The sequence below is a fragment of the Granulicella aggregans genome (assembly GCF_025685565.1).
Classification (GTDB): Bacteria; Acidobacteriota; Terriglobia; order Terriglobales; family Acidobacteriaceae; genus Edaphobacter; species Edaphobacter aggregans_B.
On record NZ_JAGSYE010000001.1, the window covers coordinates 984435 to 1002056 of the forward strand.

Annotated in this window: 10 protein-coding genes; 4 read left to right on the plus strand and 6 right to left on the minus strand. The window is 62.4% G+C overall.

From position 1 onward, the window contains the following. Positions 1–7: 7 nt before the first annotated feature. The 5 genes from OHL18_RS04080 to OHL18_RS04100 all read right to left on the minus strand — a co-directional run bounded on the left by OHL18_RS04080 (position 8) and on the right by OHL18_RS04100 (position 4860). Entirely contained in the window at positions 8–799 is a 792-nt protein-coding gene (locus tag OHL18_RS04080; protein WP_263373553.1) for an ABC transporter ATP-binding protein, read from the minus strand. Between the two features lie 111 nt (positions 800–910). Beyond that, positions 911–1243: a DUF5615 family PIN-like protein gene (locus OHL18_RS04085; protein ID WP_263373554.1), complete on the minus strand. Its 333-nt coding sequence runs from the start codon at positions 1241–1243 to the stop codon at positions 911–913. Beyond that, positions 1240–1461: a DUF433 domain-containing protein gene (locus tag OHL18_RS04090; RefSeq protein WP_263373555.1), complete on the minus strand. Its 222-nt coding sequence runs from the start codon at positions 1459–1461 to the stop codon at positions 1240–1242. The genes OHL18_RS04085 and OHL18_RS04090 overlap by 4 nt, the downstream gene beginning before the upstream one ends. A 53-nt stretch (positions 1462–1514) precedes the next feature. Then, positions 1515–2084 carry a polysaccharide deacetylase family protein gene (locus OHL18_RS04095; RefSeq protein WP_263373556.1) on the minus strand — a complete coding sequence of 190 codons (570 nt, stop codon included), beginning with the start codon at positions 2082–2084 and terminating at the stop codon, positions 1515–1517. Between the two features lie 37 nt (positions 2085–2121). Beyond that, complete coding sequence (locus tag OHL18_RS04100) at positions 2122–4860, minus strand: endonuclease MutS2 (protein WP_263373557.1); 2739 nt, start codon at positions 4858–4860, stop codon at positions 2122–2124. 284 nt (positions 4861–5144) lie between these two features. On the opposite strand from OHL18_RS04100, the gene OHL18_RS04105 reads away from it, so the two are divergent. Continuing rightward, on the plus strand, positions 5145–5690 hold the full coding sequence (locus OHL18_RS04105; RefSeq protein ID WP_263373558.1) for a zinc ribbon domain-containing protein: 546 nt from the start codon (positions 5145–5147) through the stop codon (positions 5688–5690). A 285-nt stretch (positions 5691–5975) separates the two neighbouring features. Here the strand turns inward: OHL18_RS04105 and OHL18_RS04110 are convergent, their stop codons facing one another. After that, a complete protein-coding gene (locus OHL18_RS04110; RefSeq protein ID WP_263373559.1) occupies positions 5976–7139 on the minus strand; it encodes an MFS transporter in 1164 nt (387 codons plus the stop codon). A gap of 411 nt (positions 7140–7550) precedes the next feature. Here OHL18_RS04110 and OHL18_RS04115 point away from each other — a divergent pair, with 411 nt between their 5' ends. From OHL18_RS04115 to OHL18_RS04125, 3 genes are all read left to right on the plus strand, one after another. Next, positions 7551–9089, plus strand: a complete 1539-nt coding sequence (locus OHL18_RS04115) for a GGDEF domain-containing protein (protein WP_263373560.1) — start codon at positions 7551–7553, stop codon at positions 9087–9089. A 545-nt stretch (positions 9090–9634) separates the two neighbouring features. Next, complete coding sequence (locus OHL18_RS04120; RefSeq protein ID WP_263373561.1) at positions 9635–14665, plus strand: beta strand repeat-containing protein; 5031 nt, start codon at positions 9635–9637, stop codon at positions 14663–14665. Beyond that, complete coding sequence (locus OHL18_RS04125) at positions 14662–17562, plus strand: FG-GAP-like repeat-containing protein (RefSeq protein ID WP_263373562.1); 2901 nt, start codon at positions 14662–14664, stop codon at positions 17560–17562. The genes OHL18_RS04120 and OHL18_RS04125 overlap by 4 nt, the downstream gene beginning before the upstream one ends. The last annotated feature ends 60 nt before the right edge of the window (positions 17563–17622 follow it).

The window sequence follows — 17622 nt, forward strand, 5'->3', positions numbered from 1 at the left end:
GACCGGACTATCTTTGCGGCGGACGGGCGGTGAGTTGGAGGAAGATCTCCTCGAGGGTGGCCTCTCCGAAGCTGGCGCTAAGCTCCGCGATCGAGCCTTTGGCGACGACGGTACCCTCGTTGACGATGACGGCATGGGAGCAGAGGCGGGTGACGTGATCCATGAGGTGGGTGGAGAAGAGGACGGTCGTCCCCTGGGCGGCGGTTTCGGAGATGAGGTCGTAGAAGAGGTGGGTGGATTCGACGTCGAGGCCGTTGGTGGGCTCGTCGAGTACGAGGAGGCGGGGCTGATGGAGCATGGCGAGGAGCAGGCCGAGCTTTTTCTTCATGCCGCGGGAGTAGTCCTCGGCGTAGGCGTAGATGTCGTCGGCGAGACGGAGGTGGGCGATGACGGGGTCGATGCGGGCGAGGGTCTCTTTGGGATCGAGGCCGTGCATGGCGGCGCTGAGCGAGAGGATCTCGTGGCCGGAGAGGTAGGAGTAGAAGATGGGCTCGTCGGGAAGGAAGCCGATGAGGCGCTTGACGGCGACGCGGTCTTCGAATGCGTCGAGGCCAGCGATCTGGATGCTGCCGCGGGTCGGTTTGAGGATGCCCATGAGCAGGCGGAAGAGGGTCGTCTTACCTGCGCCGTTAGGGCCGAGGAGGCCGCAGATCTGGCCGGAGGGGACGGCGAAGGAGATGTCCTTGAGGGCGGTCTTGTCGCCGAAGGACTTCATGACGTGATCGACGGTGACGAGCTGGAGGGGTGGGGGCGCGGGCGAGGCGTCCAGATCCGGGCTGGGGATGGTGGGGTCGCTCATTAGTTGCTCAGGGGGCGGTCAGGTTCGTCGGGGTCCTCAACGGGGAATCGATGACTTGCGTGATGTGAGGATACGACAGAATGTGACTGGCCCGGAGATTGACTCAGGGACTTATTCTCCGGCTTGGTCCACTGTAACGAACTGGAAGCTGCCCGGAGATGAGGCTTCGACGGCGCTTACGATTGGCGCGGAATTGTGCTGAAGGATGTTCCAGTTGTTGGTATCGAGAACGACGAGAGCGAGCCGGCGGCCGGAGAGATTTTGCTGGTAGGAGAGGTCCTGGTCCGCCGTGACCATCACGTCGTAGCCGGCGTCTTCGGCGGCGCGGAGCAGGTCGCCGTTACGTAGCGTGGTCCAGTTCATCTCAAGGGCAATGCTGACGTAGTGGCCCTTTAGCAGCCGCCGCAGCTTTCGCGGAATGTTGTGGTCGAAGAAGACCTTCACGCGGGAACAGCGGTCTTCTGCTTTGCTTGCGCGTATTCGAGGACGAGGCGAATGGTCTCCTCGGGAATCGAGAAGTTGTAGGAGATTTCTTCAATAGGCGAGCCGCCTTCGTAGTTCTCAACGATGGAGTCGGCTTGCATGCGGGTTCCTTTGAGGATGGGAACACCGCCTAGTTTGTAAGGGTCGCTTTCGACGAGCGGGCAGTCTGACCAGTCCATGGATGCCTCCGGGTGGTGCTGGATTGAGTATAAAGCGGTTCATCGAAAGCCGATTAGTTGAGGAGGTCGATTCGCTCCAAACGGAGACCGGTACCCAGCCCCTCCTCTGTCACTTCACAGAGCCAGGCTGCTTGTTTCGTCGTCATATCAAGCACGAGATACTTTTCGCCAACTCTATGGTCGCCATACTCCGCCAAATAGCGATCCAGCTCTCTTATAGTGTCTTGCCGCATCTTCAAATTTTTCTCGGAGCTGAAGATCATTAATTTGAGTGGAGCCTTGAAACTGAGTAATTTGTCAAAGTCTTCAGCGACCCGACCGGCATTTCTTCGCGGATCGCGTGTATTGCCCCACTCTATCTCGCAAGCGAGTGCCGCAGAGCCTCCGCTTCCCCTTTTCCACCAAACGATGTCGAGCATGAACTCGCTTGTGCCTAAATCGTCGGTATAGATGGAGTAGTAGCCTAGTTCTCTTCCCTTTTGATCAAGCCAGTCCTTGACGTCGGAGGTCCAGCGGGTGAATTCACCGCGTCTAACCAGATACTGCCGTGACTCTACGTGGTTCTCGATCTCAGAAAGAATTAATTTGGCGAGATCCACTGGATCCATGGGCAGACTCTGCATAGTAAATCCCTTCTGAGGCTAAAGCTGCTACATCCGATTATTGCCTCAACTCTACTACGGTGGCACCCTGGCCGCCTTCGTTCTGGGCGGGCTCGGTGACGGTGGTGACGTGGGGGTGTTGCCGCAGGTATTCCCGTAGCGTGCGGCGGAGGACGCCCATGCCGGTGCCGTGGACGATGCGGATGCGGGGAAGGCCGGCGAGGAAGGCGCGGTCGAGGAAGCGGGCGACTTCGGTCTCGGCTTCGTCGGCGGTGCGGCCGATGACGTTGATCTCGGACTTCATATAGTCGGAGTCGCTGCTGGTGGCCGTGGAGATGGTGACGCCTCCGCGCTTGCGGGCGGCTTGCAAGGGCGTGACGGCCTGGACGGTGACTACGTCGGTGATGTCGTCGAGGGCGGCGCGCATCTTCATGGGGCCGATGGAGACTTCGTAGGTCTTGGCATCGATGACGCGTTCTACTCGGGCCTGGCGGCCAAGTGATTTGAGGGTGACGAGATCGCCGGGCTTGATGGCGCGTGGGGCTTGCTGGAGCGGGGACTTTGCGTTTGAGGCGCGGTCGGGATGCTTGTCGGCGCCGGTATTGTGGGCGACGATGGTGCCCTTGAACTGTTCGGAGAACTCGCGCTTGGCGCGGGCCAGGCGGAGGTCGGCGTCGCGGGAGATCTTTTGCGCGAGGGCCTTGTCGTCGATGGCTTTGACGGTGTCTTTGATCTGGGTGGCGAAGTCCTGCATGAGGGTTTCGAGCTTCTGTTCCAGTTCGCGGATGCGGGCCTTTTGTTCGGCGCGGCCTTCGATGTCGAGGCGGATCTTCTCTTTGCGGAGCTCTTCTTGTTCAGCGCGCAGAGTCGCGCGCTCGGCTTCGGCGGCGCGGAGCTGGTCGTGAAGCTGGTCGAGGAAGGCTCCGATGTCGGCTGTCTGGGTGGTCATCTGCTCGCGGGCGACCTGCATGATCTCCGGGCTCATGCCGAGGCGGGCCGCGATGTTGAGGCCGGCCGAGGCACCCGGAACGCCGAGGCGGAGCTGGTAGGTGGGCGAGAGGGTGGCCTGGTCGAAGCCGACGGCGGCGTTGAGGACTCCGGCGTGGTTGGCGGCGTAGACCTTCAGCGAGGTGAGGTGCGTGGTGATGCAGGTCCAGGAGTTTGTGGCGAGGAAGTGCGAGGCTACTGCGACTGCCAAGGCTGCGCCTTCTTCGGGGTCGGTGGCTGAGCCTAGTTCGTCTAGAAGGACTAGCGATTGTGAGTCGGCGAGGCGGGAGATGCGGTCGAGGTTGACTACGTGGGCGGAGAAGCTGGAGAGGTTGCGCTCGATGGATTGAGCGTCGCCGATGTCGGCGTAGATGGAGTGGAAGAGCGGGAGGATGGCTTCTTCTGCGGGGACGGGGATGCCAGCCTGGGCCATCAAAGCTAAGAGGCCGGTGGTCTTGAGGGTGACGGTTTTGCCGCCGGTGTTGGGGCCGCTGATGATGAGCTGGCGGGCTTCGGGTGGAAGCGCGATGGTGAGGGGGATGGGGGTTTGTGGGGCCATGCCTTCTTCGCGGGCGGATGCGCGCATGCGGAGTTCGAGGAGAGGGTGGCGGGCGGCGGTGAGGGAGATTTGGGGCTGGGTGGATGGAGGCGAAATGCGGGGGTCTCTCCACTCCCGTTGGTCGGTCGAGATGATGTTTGTTTCTGGGGGCGAGGAGAGCGGTTCGCGGCTTCCGCCGGGAATGGACCAGTCATTGGCGTGAGGCTGGGACGAATGGGGCACATCGGATTTTTGCGGGGAGGGAGAAAAAGCAGATCCTCCGCCTTCGGCGAAGGATGACAAGGTTTCGGGGGAGACGGTGAGGAAGCTTGGCCGGGTGCAGTTGAGGTCGTTGGCGAAGCGGGCCCGCGCGACGTGGGATTCGACTTCGGCGAGGATGGCGGTGCCCAAGTGCAACGCTGTCGCGTTTTCGCCTAAGGCGCGGGTCATGGCGACGAGGATGCGGTGGATCTCGGATTGTTCTTCGTCGAGGAGGCGGACGAGTTCGTTGTTCTGCTCGATGGTCTCGAGGGGTTCGACGAAGACGGTCTGGCCGGAGGAGGAGGCTCCGTGGATGACGCCGGGGACCTTGCGACGGAACTCGGCTTTGACGGGGATGACGAAGCGATCGCCTCGGATGGTGATGAGTTCGTCCTGCGTACTCCCCTCGCTGGCGAGGGAACGTAACGACCGGCGGAGGGAATCTTCGATAGCCCTGTGCTGGCGTTCCATGGCGCGGCGGATGCGGCGGAGTTCGGGGCTGGCGTCGTCGGAGAGGCTGCCGTCGGGTTCGATCTTGCCGCGTAAGGCGCGGAGGAGATTTGCCAGGTCGTGGTCTAGGAGTGGGGCGGTTAACGTGGCGATGCTGGTGGCAGATGCGAGGCCGTTGTTGCGGGTGGCCTCGGCGCTGGTGAAGAGGTTGCGCCAGGCAGCGACGCGCTCGGCTACGTTGAGGAGATTGAGGATTTCCAGGGCTTCGAGGGCGGCACCGTCGATGCGGGCTTTGTCGAGGAGGGTAGTGGGGTCGAAGAGGCCGTTGAAGTCGAAGGTGCCGCCGGTGGCGAGCATGGCGCGGAGTTCGGAGGTGCGCTGGTGCTGGGTCTCGATCCAGGGTAGGTCGGCTGAGGGTTCTAGGGAAGTGACCCAGCCTCGGCCTAGCGGCGAGGTGGTGCGGGTGGCGATGTGCTCGCGTAGGCGCGGCCACTCGAGGGCGATGGCGCTGGTCTCGGTAAGCGGGACGGGGATGATGGGGATGAGGGAGGGCTGGGTCACAACTCTATCGTAGCTGGGTGATGGTGAGTTTCGCGGCGAGACCCACTCATCGCGACGAGACTTCGATGAATGGTGCACGGAGTGGTCGATGGGACACAGCGGACTCGGGCGTTTTACGTCCCACTCATCGCGATGAGGCTGCGATGGGTGGGGCACGCGTGCATTGTGGGCTGAGCGTGGATCTTAGAGGCCGCGTGGATTGAACCCGGGAGTAAGATGGCGCGTATTGAAAGACGATGCTCGTGGATGGGCATGGTTTCAGGGCGTGAGCCCGGAGGTGTGCGATGGTTTGTCCGGCGTGTGGAACTCCTGCGATTGAGGGCGTGAATTTTTGTGCGAGGTGTGGGGCGGCGGTGGTCGCGAATGAGATGCCGTACGGTGCGCCTCCTCCGCCGATCGCAGGGCACTATGGTGTGCCGGACCCTCCGAATGTGTGGCTGCTGCGGAACCTGCAGCCTCTGGGTATCCTTTGGTGCGTGTTTGCGGCTTATCGTGTGATCGCCGGCCTATTCGGGCTGATCTTTGTCAGAGCGTTCGCGGGGAATGGATGGGGGCGGCACTTTGGCAATGACTGGGTTGCTCCGCATGGGTTCTGGGGCGCGTTGCTGCCAGTGATTGCGCTGATGACGCTCGTTTACGCGGGGCTGGCGGCGTTCACGGGATGGAGCCTGCTGAACCGCAAGCCGTGGGGGCGGACGCTGGCGATCGTCGCGGGGGTGCTGGCGCTGTTCAAGTTTCCACTGGGGACGGCGCTGGGGATCTATACGCTTTGGGTGCTGGTGCCGCGGCAGGCGGGGATGGAGTGGGAGAGGATCGCGGATCGGGGGTAGGTACCTCAGGGGCTAAAGCCCCATCTTCACACTGGGAGCTTGTGGCACGACTGAAGCCGTGCCCTTAGGCAAGACCAGGCCGGGTTCATTCGGATGCTACCTCTCACGCGATTTGGAGCGGGCGAGGTTAGCGGCTGTGATCCCACATATGGCGATGAGGCTGCCGGATAGGGGGCGCCCGGCTGCGATGAAATGGGGCACAGAGGGTTCGGGCGTTCTACGTCCCACCCATCGCAAAGAACGCGATGGATGGGGCACCCGGCGGCTTCGGTCGAGATGACGTTTCTAGTTGGTGTGGTCACTTCGCTCGGTTTGGCGGAGGCGGGTGGCGTCGATTGCCAGGAGGGCCATGGCGATGGAGGCGGCTAGCGGGAGGGTGAGGCCGATGGTGAGTGAGCCGGTGCGGTCGGAGAGGATGCCGGTGAGCAGGGGCAAAGTGGAAGAGCCGACTCCGCCGGCGAGGAAGACGAGATTGCGGGCTTCGCCGCGATCGAGGACCAGGCCGAGGATCAAGGGATAGAGCGGGCCGACGCCCAGGCCGGCGAGCAAGGCTCCGGCGGCGACGGCGAGCTGGTTGTGCGCGAGCACGAGGAGCAGGGCGGTGCCGGCGATCATCAGGACAGGTGAGAGGCGAAGGGTATCGCGCTGGAATCGTGCGGCGAAGCCGGGGATCGACTGGACGAGGCGGCTGAGCAAGAGGCCAAGCCAGAAGCAGGTGACGGTGCTGAGGGTGGCGGCGAGCAGCATGCCTTCGCGGCGGGAGTAGGCTGCGAGCCAGGCGCCGATGCCGGCCTCGAGGCCGGTGGCGAGGGGGACCATGGCGAGGAGCTTCCACGGAGCTTCGCGGAGGCTCATCTGTTCCATGGGAAGCGCGGCGTCGGGTCTTGGGGGCTCGCTGGATGGAAGCGTGATAATGGCGATGGCGGCGCAGAGGAGGAACTCCGCCGCCGCGGCCCAGAGGACGACGTTGAGGTTCCAGCGGGCTACGCCGTGGAGCAGAAGGGCGGGGCCGGAGACCGCTCCTACGGCCCAGATGAGATTGAGGCGGGTCATCTCGGCTACGCGGATGTCGGGGCGGCGGCGCGACTGAAAGAGGCTGACGGAGGTCATGGAGATGCCGAGGCCGGCACCGAAGAGAAGCATCGCGGCGAAGGCCCCGAGACGGGATGCGAGTGAGAGCAGAGCGATGCCGGCGGCGGTGAGGATGGTCCCACGGACGATGGACCAGGAGAGGCGGCCGCGGGAGAGCAGGGCTCCGGCGCTGGAGCCTACGAAGAAGCAGAAGAAGAGGAGTCCGGCCTGGGCATCGTTCAACGACCAGCGAAGGAGCAGGCTGGGCAGAAGCGTTCCGGGGATGACGATGGTCGCGCCGGTCGAGGCGAAGAGGAAGTAGAGGAGCGCGGTGGCGGAAGATTCGCGAAGATTGCCGGGTGAAGCTTTGGACGCCAAGGTGGGTTCTCTTCGGTGAGGCTGCGATCGATGGGTGCGAGTCTTTGCTGAGAGTTGCTTTCAAACAGTAGCTTTTCGCCGTGAAAATGTCATCTTCTGAATCGGGTTGGAGTCGTCGGTTAGGATGGAGCGTTAGCGGACGAGCCGGGGGTTATGTGGCCGTCAGACGAGACGAGTCCATGCGGGGGTCTCCACTTCGCATTGCGATGAAGCCGCAATGCTTCGGTCGAGATGACGTTTCGTTGAACGGGACGAGAGGGTGTTTCGTCAGGCTCGGTCGATGGTGCGGCTTTGGCGGTATGTGGTGGCGGCCCCACTCATCGCGATACTGCCGCGATGAATGGGGCACGGAGTGGTTGGGAGAGCAGGCTTGAATCTGGGAAAGAAGCGGGAGTATCGGTGGGAGATCGCGTGAGCCGGGGTCACGGGACAGAGGATAAGGTAGACGGGGCTGAGGACGGCCGCGCGGGGGAGGAGCCGGGTCTCTCGCTGGGTGGGCTTGCGCAGGATTCGTTGTGGCCGGGCAAGGTGTGGGACCGCAGAGCCTGGGATCGCGGGTCGCTGACGCGGCTGGGTGTGGTGTTTGTGGTGCTGACGGTGTGCTCGTGGCTGGGGATCGCGCTTTCGCGGCAGTCGGGCGGAGTGGCGACGATCTGGCTGAGCAACGGAATTCTCTTTGGGTTGGTGATCACGCAGCCGCGCGAGCAATGGCTGGCCTATTTCGTGGCGGGGTTGGTGGCGGATACGGCGGCCGATGCTCTGTGGGGCGATGGGTTCTGGCTGCCGCTGGGCGTGTCGCTGGCGAACTCGGTGGAAGTGGTGACGTCGTGCCTGGTGCTGACGCGGCTGTTCGGGCATCCTTTCAATCTCTCGCGGCGGCGGCCGCTGCTGGGGTTCCTTGGAGTTTCGGTGGTGTGCGCGGCGGCGCTGACGAGCGCGCTCGGCGCAAGCTGGACGCTGCTCTGGGTGAATGCGGGGCCGTGGCTGCAGCTGTTCCGGACGTGGTACCTGGGCGACATGCTGGGGATGGCGTTGATGGCTCCGCTGACCTTCATGCTGCAGCGCGAGGACTTCTTTTCGATCCTGCATCCGGAGCGGCTGGCGAATACGCTGCTTCTGCTGGTGGTTCCGGCGGCGGCGACGCTGCTGGTGTTCTCGCATAACGGGGACCCGCTGATCTTCTTCCTGTTTCCGGCGCTGATGCTGATTGTGTTTCGGCTAGGGTTTCCGGGGACGGTGGTAACGATCTTTGTGGTTGCGCTGGTCTCGATTGGGATGACGGTGAAGGGGCACGGGCCGCTGATGTTGATCCGGGGCGATCATGTGTTGCTGCACCGGATTGTGGTGGACCAGATCTTCCTGGCGGTGGCGATCTTTACGCTGTTTCCAGTGGCAGCGTTGCTGGAAGAGCGGGCTGCGCTGCAGTTGTGCCTGGAGGCGAGCGAGGCGCGGTATCGGAGCCTGGCATCGCTGGATGAGCTTACGGGGCTGGCGAACCGGCGGGCTTTCAATCAGCGGCTGGGGCAGGAGATGGAGAACGAGCAGGAGCTTGCGTTGTTGTTGATCGACGCGGATCTCTTCAAGCGTTACAACGACCACTTCGGCCATGTGATGGGGGATGAGTGTCTGCAGGCGCTGGCGGAGGTGATCAGCGGCGCGGCGACGGTGCCGGACGCCTTCGTCTCGCGGTTTGGAGGAGAAGAGTTTGCAGTGATTCTGCCGCGGACGGGGCTGCAACAGGCGCGGATGGTGGCGGAGCAGATACGAGCGGCAGTGATGGAGATGGGGCTGCCGCATCCGGCGACGCAGTCCGGATTTCAGACGGTAAGCATCGGAGTTGCGGCGTTTGGGGCTGAGGGGCGTGGGGTGGTGGCGGACCTGGTGGGACGGGCGGATATGGCTCTTTACCGCGCAAAGGACTCTGGGAGAAACCGCGTCGTTGCGGAGTAGTGGTTGCGTCCCGCAGAACGGTGATTCCATGATCCGCATACGTCCCATCCATCCTCGCAACAACGCGAGGATGGATGGGGCACCGAGTTGTTGAGGCCGGTCAGGACTCCTGGCGCACTATGCTCGTTGCGGGAGATGCGAGAGTCCGCGGCGGGCGGCACATCCAGAACGGCTGAGTATCCGTTACTAATTTGTGTTTGACTTGCAGCGCATTAGACCCTATCTTTTCTGCAATCGTAAGCGGGCCACTTAGATTTTGTTCGCGGGCTTCCCTGTTTTCCAGCGGGATGTCCTCTTTTCGTCGCGCCTTCGCGGGCAACCGATGACGAGAGTTCTGCGAAGGTGTAACGATTTCGGGCGCCCGAGCACTAGACCCTGAAACGAAAAAGACTACATCCACACTCACGTTTCAGTACGCGCCGAACGTGCGCGAAGCTGCTTGAGGCAGCCATTCCATTCAGGAACTCGATTGACGGTAGGCAATGCAAAAAAATAAGCGAACTCGGCAGTCTTCGCCGCAAGCGGGCGGGCAATTCTTTTCGGGGTTGAATCTCTCTCCCTCAGGGCTTCTGTTCGGGTTGCTGATCTTTCTCTTTGCTGCCGTAAGCGCGCACGCGCAATCGACGTTCAATATCACCTCGGCAACTTTTGGAGCGAATGCGGCGACCAGCATTCCGGCGGGAATCAATGGGGTCACGCTGGAGCTTGGCGGAACGTTGCCGAGTGCGGCGCAACAGGCCGCGGCAGGCTATCTCGGCTGTTTCTACACGGGCTATGGAAGCACGACGGGGCTTCCGCTGTCGCTGCCCAATGGAACGAATGCGGAGCCGCTGACTGTTCCCGCGTCCACGATCCAAGGGATTCCGGCTGCGAACTTCACTGCGGCCAATAGCTATACGGTGACCGCTTACGTGTACTTTGTCGCGGCGGACAGCGCGTGTGATGGCAACTTCGATGCGAGTCTGACGAACCGTTTTCCGGTGAGTGTCGTTGCTCCTTCCTTGGGCGCTTATATGGGGCCGCTGGCGGTTCCGCAGACGAACTCCGCGACGAGCCTTCGCGCGGCCCCGCTGACGCTGACGCTTCCGGCGAGCGGGATCCTTCCGAGCACATCGACGCTGGGCACGACCACCGTGACGTTTGGCGGCTTTGGCAGTGTCACCCCGGTGGCCACGCTCTCCACGTCTACGCTGACGGTCCCAGTGCCTGCGGCGTTCGCGTCGTCGGACGTGGGGACAACGGCATCTCTCCAGGTTTGCAATACGTTTGGCAGCAGCACGCCTGTATGCACGACGCCCACGCCAGCGATCACGTTGACCGTTGCGGCGCTGGTGGCGAGCTCGGGCACGATCACGGCAACTCCGACGCCGGTTACGGTGACGGGGCAGACGGTTCTTACGGCGCAGTTTGCGAAGGCGGGTAGCGCGGGCCAGGGTGTGAATCCCGGAGCGCCATCGGGATCAGTGACCTTCACCGCCGATGGTGCGACGGTTCCGGCGGCGAGCCTGGTGCTGGATACGACTGCGACCTTCGCTACACAGACGACATCGATTACGGCTCCGGCCGCGCCGACTCCGACGATTACTCCGGCGGCGGGAAGCTACCTGGGAGCGCAGACGATTACGATCGCGGACAGTGATCCGACGGCGACGATCTACTACACGCAGGACGGAAGCACGCCGACGAATGGATCGACGCTTTATACGGCACCGTTCAGCATCAGCACGTCGCAGACGATCAACGCCATCGCGGCGGTTGCGGGTGATCTGAACAGCGCGGTCGCCTCGGTGGCTTATGTGGTCACGGTGCGGCCGCCGACGCATCTTGCGTTCCAGGTGCAGCCAGTCACCACGGCGTTGAATACAGCTATTGTGCCGGCGGTGCAGGTGGCTCTGCTGGATTCGACGAATACTGTTGTGCCGGGCGCTACGAACGCGGTGACGCTGCAGCTGCGGGCGAATCCGGGAGAGTCGACGCTCGCCGGGACGTTGACTGTGAATGCGGTAAACGGGATCGCGACGTTCCCCGACCTCTCTTTGAACAGCCTGGGGACGGGATACACGTTGTATGCGCATAGCGGAACCCTGACGGGGGTCGAGAGCAACGCGTTCAACATTACGCCTCCAGCGATCACGCTGACGGTGCAGAGCACGGTTCCGGCTGGACTGGTGGGCGTTGGTGCGACACTGAACGGCAGCTTCACGCTGGGCGCTCCGGCTCCGGCGGGCGGTCTGACCGTGAACCTGACGAGCGGAACTCCCGCGAATGTGACGATCGCTCCGGCGACGGTCACGGTGGCTGCGGGCGGGACGACAGGCAGCTTCACCTATACCGGGGTAGCGGCGGGCAATTCGACGCTCTCGGCGTCGGCGACGGGATACCAGACGGGCACGATCGTGACGACGGGCACGGTGGCGCAGGTGAGCCTGGGCGTGATTCCAGCGGTGGCTCCAGGACAGACGCAGAGCCTGGCGCTGAGCCTGGCGACGGCGGCCCCGGCGGGCGGAACGACGGTGACGTTCACCATTGCGAACCCGACCATCGCCACGGTGACACAGAGCATCTTCGTTCCGGCGGGCCAGTTCACGGCAGCCACGAATCCACAGGTTGCAGGTGTGCTGATTGGAACGACGACGGTGACGGCGAACGCTCCGGGTTACGCTCCGGCGACGCGCGCGGTTACGGTGACGGTGACGGCGACGTTCAACCCCGGAACGACGAACATCAACCTGATCACGTCGACGAACACCTTGCTGCAGATCTCGGCCCCGGCCCCGGCGGGCGGTATCAAGTTCAACCTGACTTCGAGCGATCCGACGAAGGCCACGGTCCCGGCCAGCGTGACGGTGATCCAGGGCGGAACGAACGTGAAGGTTCCCATCACGGGTGTCGCGGATGGAACGGTGACGATCGCTGCGACTTCGGCTGGCATTACCGAGGCGGACGGCACGGTGAACGTAAACAGTCAGATCACAAGCAGTGACATCACGACCGGATACGATCTGCAGAACTCGCAGTACTACTATCTGCCGGTAACGCCGTCGGTGCCGACGAATGTGACGTTCAAGGTAAGCGATCCGACGGTCGCGATCATCTCAACGACCCAGAGCGCAGTCGGCCAGCAGACCGTAGTCTTCTCCAACGTGACTTCGTCGACGATCGGCTATCTGTATATCCAGGGCAAGAAGGTGGGTACGACGACGCTGACGATCTCCGCGCCGGGATATACGACCGGTACCGAGACGATCACGGTCAGCCCGTCTGGATTCGCGTACTACTACGGCAACCAGAACTTCACGACCACGACGTATGCCAATCCCACGACGGTGACGGTGTATCCGTTCCTGCTGGATGCGAACCAGTCGATCACGGGATATCCGTCGTACGCGATCAATCCCGGGACGCCAAACCTGAGCATTCCCATCACGAGTTCCGACACGACGATCGGGACGGTGACGAGCCCGATCGTGTTCAAACCGCTGGATACGTCGGAAAGCTTTACGTTCACGCCGGTGGCGGCGGGCACGGCCAACCTGACGATCGGGGCCCAGCCGGCCGGATTCACGGAGCCGATGCAGAACTCTGCTCCGGAGTATCAGACGGCGATCGCGACGGTGAATACTCCGGTGATCGTCGCTCCATCCGACACGACGGGCGTTCATCTGCAGAATACGGTCTACATCAGCCTGCCGGTGAACCCGCCAAGCGGAATCACGGTAACGGTGACGATTACGCCTTCGCCAGCGGGCTCGCCGCTTGCGGCCACGCTCTCAAAGAGCGCTACGGTAGCGGGTACAACCACGCAGACTTTCACGAACGTAACCTCTGGCGGTGTAGGCAGTCTGTACGTGCAGGGCCAGAGCACCGGGACGGCGACGATCACCGTATCCGCGCCGGGGTACGTCACGGGTACGAGCACCATCACCGTTCAGCCGTCGGGATTCGCCTACTACTATGGCAACGACAACTACAACACGACGAGCTTCTCCGGTACGAACACGCTGACTGTCTATCCCTTCCTGCTGGATGGAAACAAGGCGATCACTGGCTATCCTTCCTACACCATCAACCCAGGCGTGGGGCCGATCACTGTTCCGCTTACGAACTCCAGTGACGCGGTGGGGACGATCTCCGCAACCTCGCTCACCTTCAACACCAACGATAACTATCAGCAGTTCACCTTCCAGCCAGTATCAGCGGGAACGGACAATATCACGATCGGCAACGTGACTGGCTTCACGACTCCGACGACCTATACGCAGGCCACGGAGACGGTCACTGCACCGTCGATCAGCGTCAACAACGGGACAACGGGCGTGCACATGCAGAACTCGCTGCAGATCTCTCTGCCGGTTGCTCCGCCGAGTGCGAGGACAGTGACGGTGTCAGTGCCGACAGGGGCAGTAGTGACGCTTTCGAAAGACAACGTCACAGCCGGAACAACGACGCTAACGTTTACCAACGTGACCACCAGCTACGTAGGCACTATTTACATCCAGGGTCAGAGCGCCGGAACGGCGACGCTTACGGAGTCCGCTCCCGGATATGTGACGGGAACCAGCACGTTGACGGTGCTGAATTCTGGATTCGGGTTCTATCCGAGCTATGGCACCTTCACCACGACCACGTTCTCCACTCCGAATACGTTGACCGTCTACACCCTGCTGTTCGACGCGAATAACAACTATGCCGGAAACAGTCTTGCGCTCAGTCCCGGAGTGGCACCGGTAACGGTTGCGGTGACTGATTCCAATACCAGCGTCGGCACTGTTTCCAGCAATTCGCTTGTCTTCGGAGCTACCGACACATACAAGCAGTTCACCTTCACTCCGGTGTCGGCTGGAACCGCGAACCTGACGCTTTCAACGCCGACCGGGTTCACGACTCCAACTACAACGTCTACGGCCGGGGTTGCGACGGTGACGGCGCCGGCGATCAGTGTCAGCGATTCGTATACGGGGATTAACCTTGAGACGACCCTCGGTATCTATCTGCCACAGACTCCACCGAACCCGGTTACGGTAACGGTGAAGAGCAACGGCCCGCTGATCGCCGTCCTCTCCAATGGAGCGACTGTCGCGGGTACGGGCACGCTCACCTTTACCAATGTCACGACCACGAACGTAGGCACGATCTACGTGCAGGGGCAGAGTGTCGGCGCTACGACGCTGAAGGTAACTGCCCCAGGCTATACGGACGGTGACGCCAATATCACCGTCTATAACGCGGGCTTCTCCTTCTACTACGGCGACAACGCTTCCTTCACGACGAGCGTGGGGTCTAATCCAAGCCAGTTGCCGGTCTATCCAGTGATGTTGAACGCAGGAACGTTGACCCCGTACAGCTACAACAGCCTGTACGTGAGCCCCGGTGCAGGAACGGTGAATATACCGATCACGAGCTCTGCCCCCGGGGTTGGCACGGTTGTCAGTCCTTTGGCCTTAGCGCCTGGAGCAAGTTACGGGTATCTCACGTTCACGCCGGTAGCGACGGGGACATCCACGATCACGATCGGGACGCCAACGGGCTTCAGCGTGCCTACCGACTACACGACGTCCATGGCGACGGTGCAATGATGACCACTCTCCGTCGCAATTACCCAACGCCGACCAAGGTTACCGATCCTATGAAGACGCTTATTCCGAATCCCGACAGCACGATCTTCCTCTCCGAGAAGACTTCGGATGTGCGCCGCGCGGGTCCGGGGAAGCTACATCTGCCGGGTGTTCTGCTGCTGGCGGCTTCGGTACTCGGTGGCGCTTCGCCGGCGCTGGCACAGACCGCGCCTCCAACATCTCAGCCGGTGATTGTGGCGGACTTCAACCATGATGGGATTCCGGATGCGCTGGTCCTTTCAACTACAACGCCTACGGCGACGATCGCGTTCGGCTCTGTTCCCTACGGAACGTTTGCCGCGGGTTCGAAGGGCGTTACGTTTCCCGCTGCCTGCACCACGCTGCCTACGGGATCCGTGGCGGTGGGCGACTTCAACGGAGATGGATTTCCGGACATTGCGTACTTCTGTGCGTCGGGCTCGGGAACGATGCTAGGTAATGGGGATGGGACGTTTGGGGCGGCGACTACGCTGGCGGGCGCAGGTGCCGGGTTGGCGGTGGTGGGCGACTTCAATAAGGATGGCAAGCTGGACATCGCGGTCCTGGTGACGACGGGGGTCAGTGCGCCGTCGCAGGCGATCCAGTTCCTGGCGGGGAACGGGGACGGGACGTTCCAGGAGGCGGTGCTCTCGAACCTGACGACGAGTTCGTATACGGCGATGGTGGCGACGGATCTGAATGCGGATGGGTTCCCGGACCTGTTGCTGCTGAACTCGCCTACGGATGGCACGGCTTCGGTCGATGTGTATGGGAACAACCAGGATGGGACGTTTGGCTCTGGCGCGCAGGGCGTGTTTTCGCCGAGTACGTCGGGGACGTTAGCGAGTGGAGGAGCGACGACGATCCTGACCGGGAACATCTTCGGCGCGTTGACGACGGACGTTGTGGTGCCGACTCCGGGGCAGAACGGCAAGCTTTATGTCTTTCAGAATACGAGTTCGGGGACGACGTTTTCGTTCAACGATCCGGTGACGGTCCCGGTCGCGAACCTGACGGGAGCGCAGACGGGCAGGTTTACCGGAAGCGGGTTTACGGACGTTGCGGTATCGAACGGGGCGACGATCTCGGTGCTGGCGAATGACGGTAAGGGGAACCTGGGGACGAACTATGCCACGCTGGCGCTGAGTTCGACGTCGCCGCTGTTTGCGGTGGCCGATGCGAACGGCGATGGTTACTCGGACATCTACACGGCGGCGCTTCCTTCGACCGGGGCGCTGCAGTTGGCGGTTGCGCTGACTTCGGGAACGGCGACAGCGACTTCGCAACCGATCTCGCTGGCGGTCGGGACGCGGGCGATCGGGGCGGCGTGGGCCGGGAATGTGAACTTTACGGGGAGCAACGCCACGGGCAGCCAGATCGTGGTAGGCGTAGCTTCGGTGACGACGCTGGCGAGCAGCAAGAATCCTTCGCTGGTGACGGACTCGGTGACGTTTACGGTGCATGTTGCGCCGGGCCCGAACGCGGGCTCGAACCAGACGCCAACGGGCACGGTGGTGCTGATGGATGGCACGAACATGCTGGCTTCGGGAGTGCTGGACGATGGTGGAAACTTTTCGTTCACGACGGCGGCGCTGACGCAGGCTACGCATGTGATTACGGCGAACTATGCGGGTGATGCGCTGTATGCGCCGTCGGTGGCGATGTTGTCGCAGGTGGTGAACCATGCTCCCGCGGTGGCTCCGACGCTGACGTGGGCCACACCGGCACCGATTCCCTATGGCACGCCGCTTTCGGTCCTGCAGCTGAATGCGGCGGCGACCGATGCGAACGGAGCGACGATCCCCGGTGTGTTTGTCTATAGTCCGGCGGCGGGAACGGTGCTCGGGCTGGGTTCGCAGACGCTGAGCGTCACCTTCACACCGTCGGATCTGTTGAGCTTTACGGTGGCCACGAAGACGGTGAACGTGGTGGTGACGGGAGTGACGGTCTCTTCGTTCACGCCGACGACAGCGACGCTGGGAGCGGGCGCGACGAAGGTGACGATCACGGGCGCGGGCTTTGTGGGCAACTCGGTGGTCCAGGTAAACGGAACAGCCATTCCGACGACGCTGGTCAATCCGACGACGTTGACTGCGGTCATTCCGGTCGCCGATTTCCTGACGGTGGGGACGCTGCAGATCACGGTGCTCGACCCGACCGTCTCTTCGATGAGCACGGCGATGACGTTCACGGTGACGGCACCTGCTGTGACGGTGGTGGTGAGCGCACCGCCTACGGTGACGCCGGGAAGCCAGCCGACGATCAACTTCACGATTACCCAGCCTTACCCGGTGGACATCACGGCGACGCTGACGCTGGGCTTCGCTGCCTCGACGACGCCGGCGGTGGACGATCCAAGCATCCAGTTCGCGGCCGGAGGCAGGACGCTGAGTTTCGTGATTCCGGCCAATACGGTCACGGTGCCGACGATCACGCTGCAGGCGGGAACGGTGGCAGGAACGATCACGGTCCCGATCACACTGACTGCGGGTGGAGCGAACGTGACGCCGTCGACCCTGCAGCCCGCGGTGATTGTGGTGCCGCCGACCATACCGACGATCAGCAGCGTTAGTACGATGCGATCGGGCAATCAACTGACGGTGGTGATGCACGGCTTCTCGAACACGCGCGAGATGGTGAATGCGAAGTTCCACTTCACCCCGGCTGCCGGAGCGAGCCTGGATACGACTGACCTGACGATCGTGGGCGACACGATCTTCAACGCGAACTGGTTCCAGACGACTGCCTCCGATCAGTATGGGTCGACGTTTACCTATACGCAGATCTTCAACACGAGCGACGATGCTACGACGATCGGGTCGGTGGATGTGACGTTGACCAATACAGTGGGAGCGTCGGAGATGAAGACGGCGCAGTAGGTCTGGCGATTTTTCGCGAGATACAGATGGTCACGCCGGTGCTTTCCCGGCGTGGCCTAT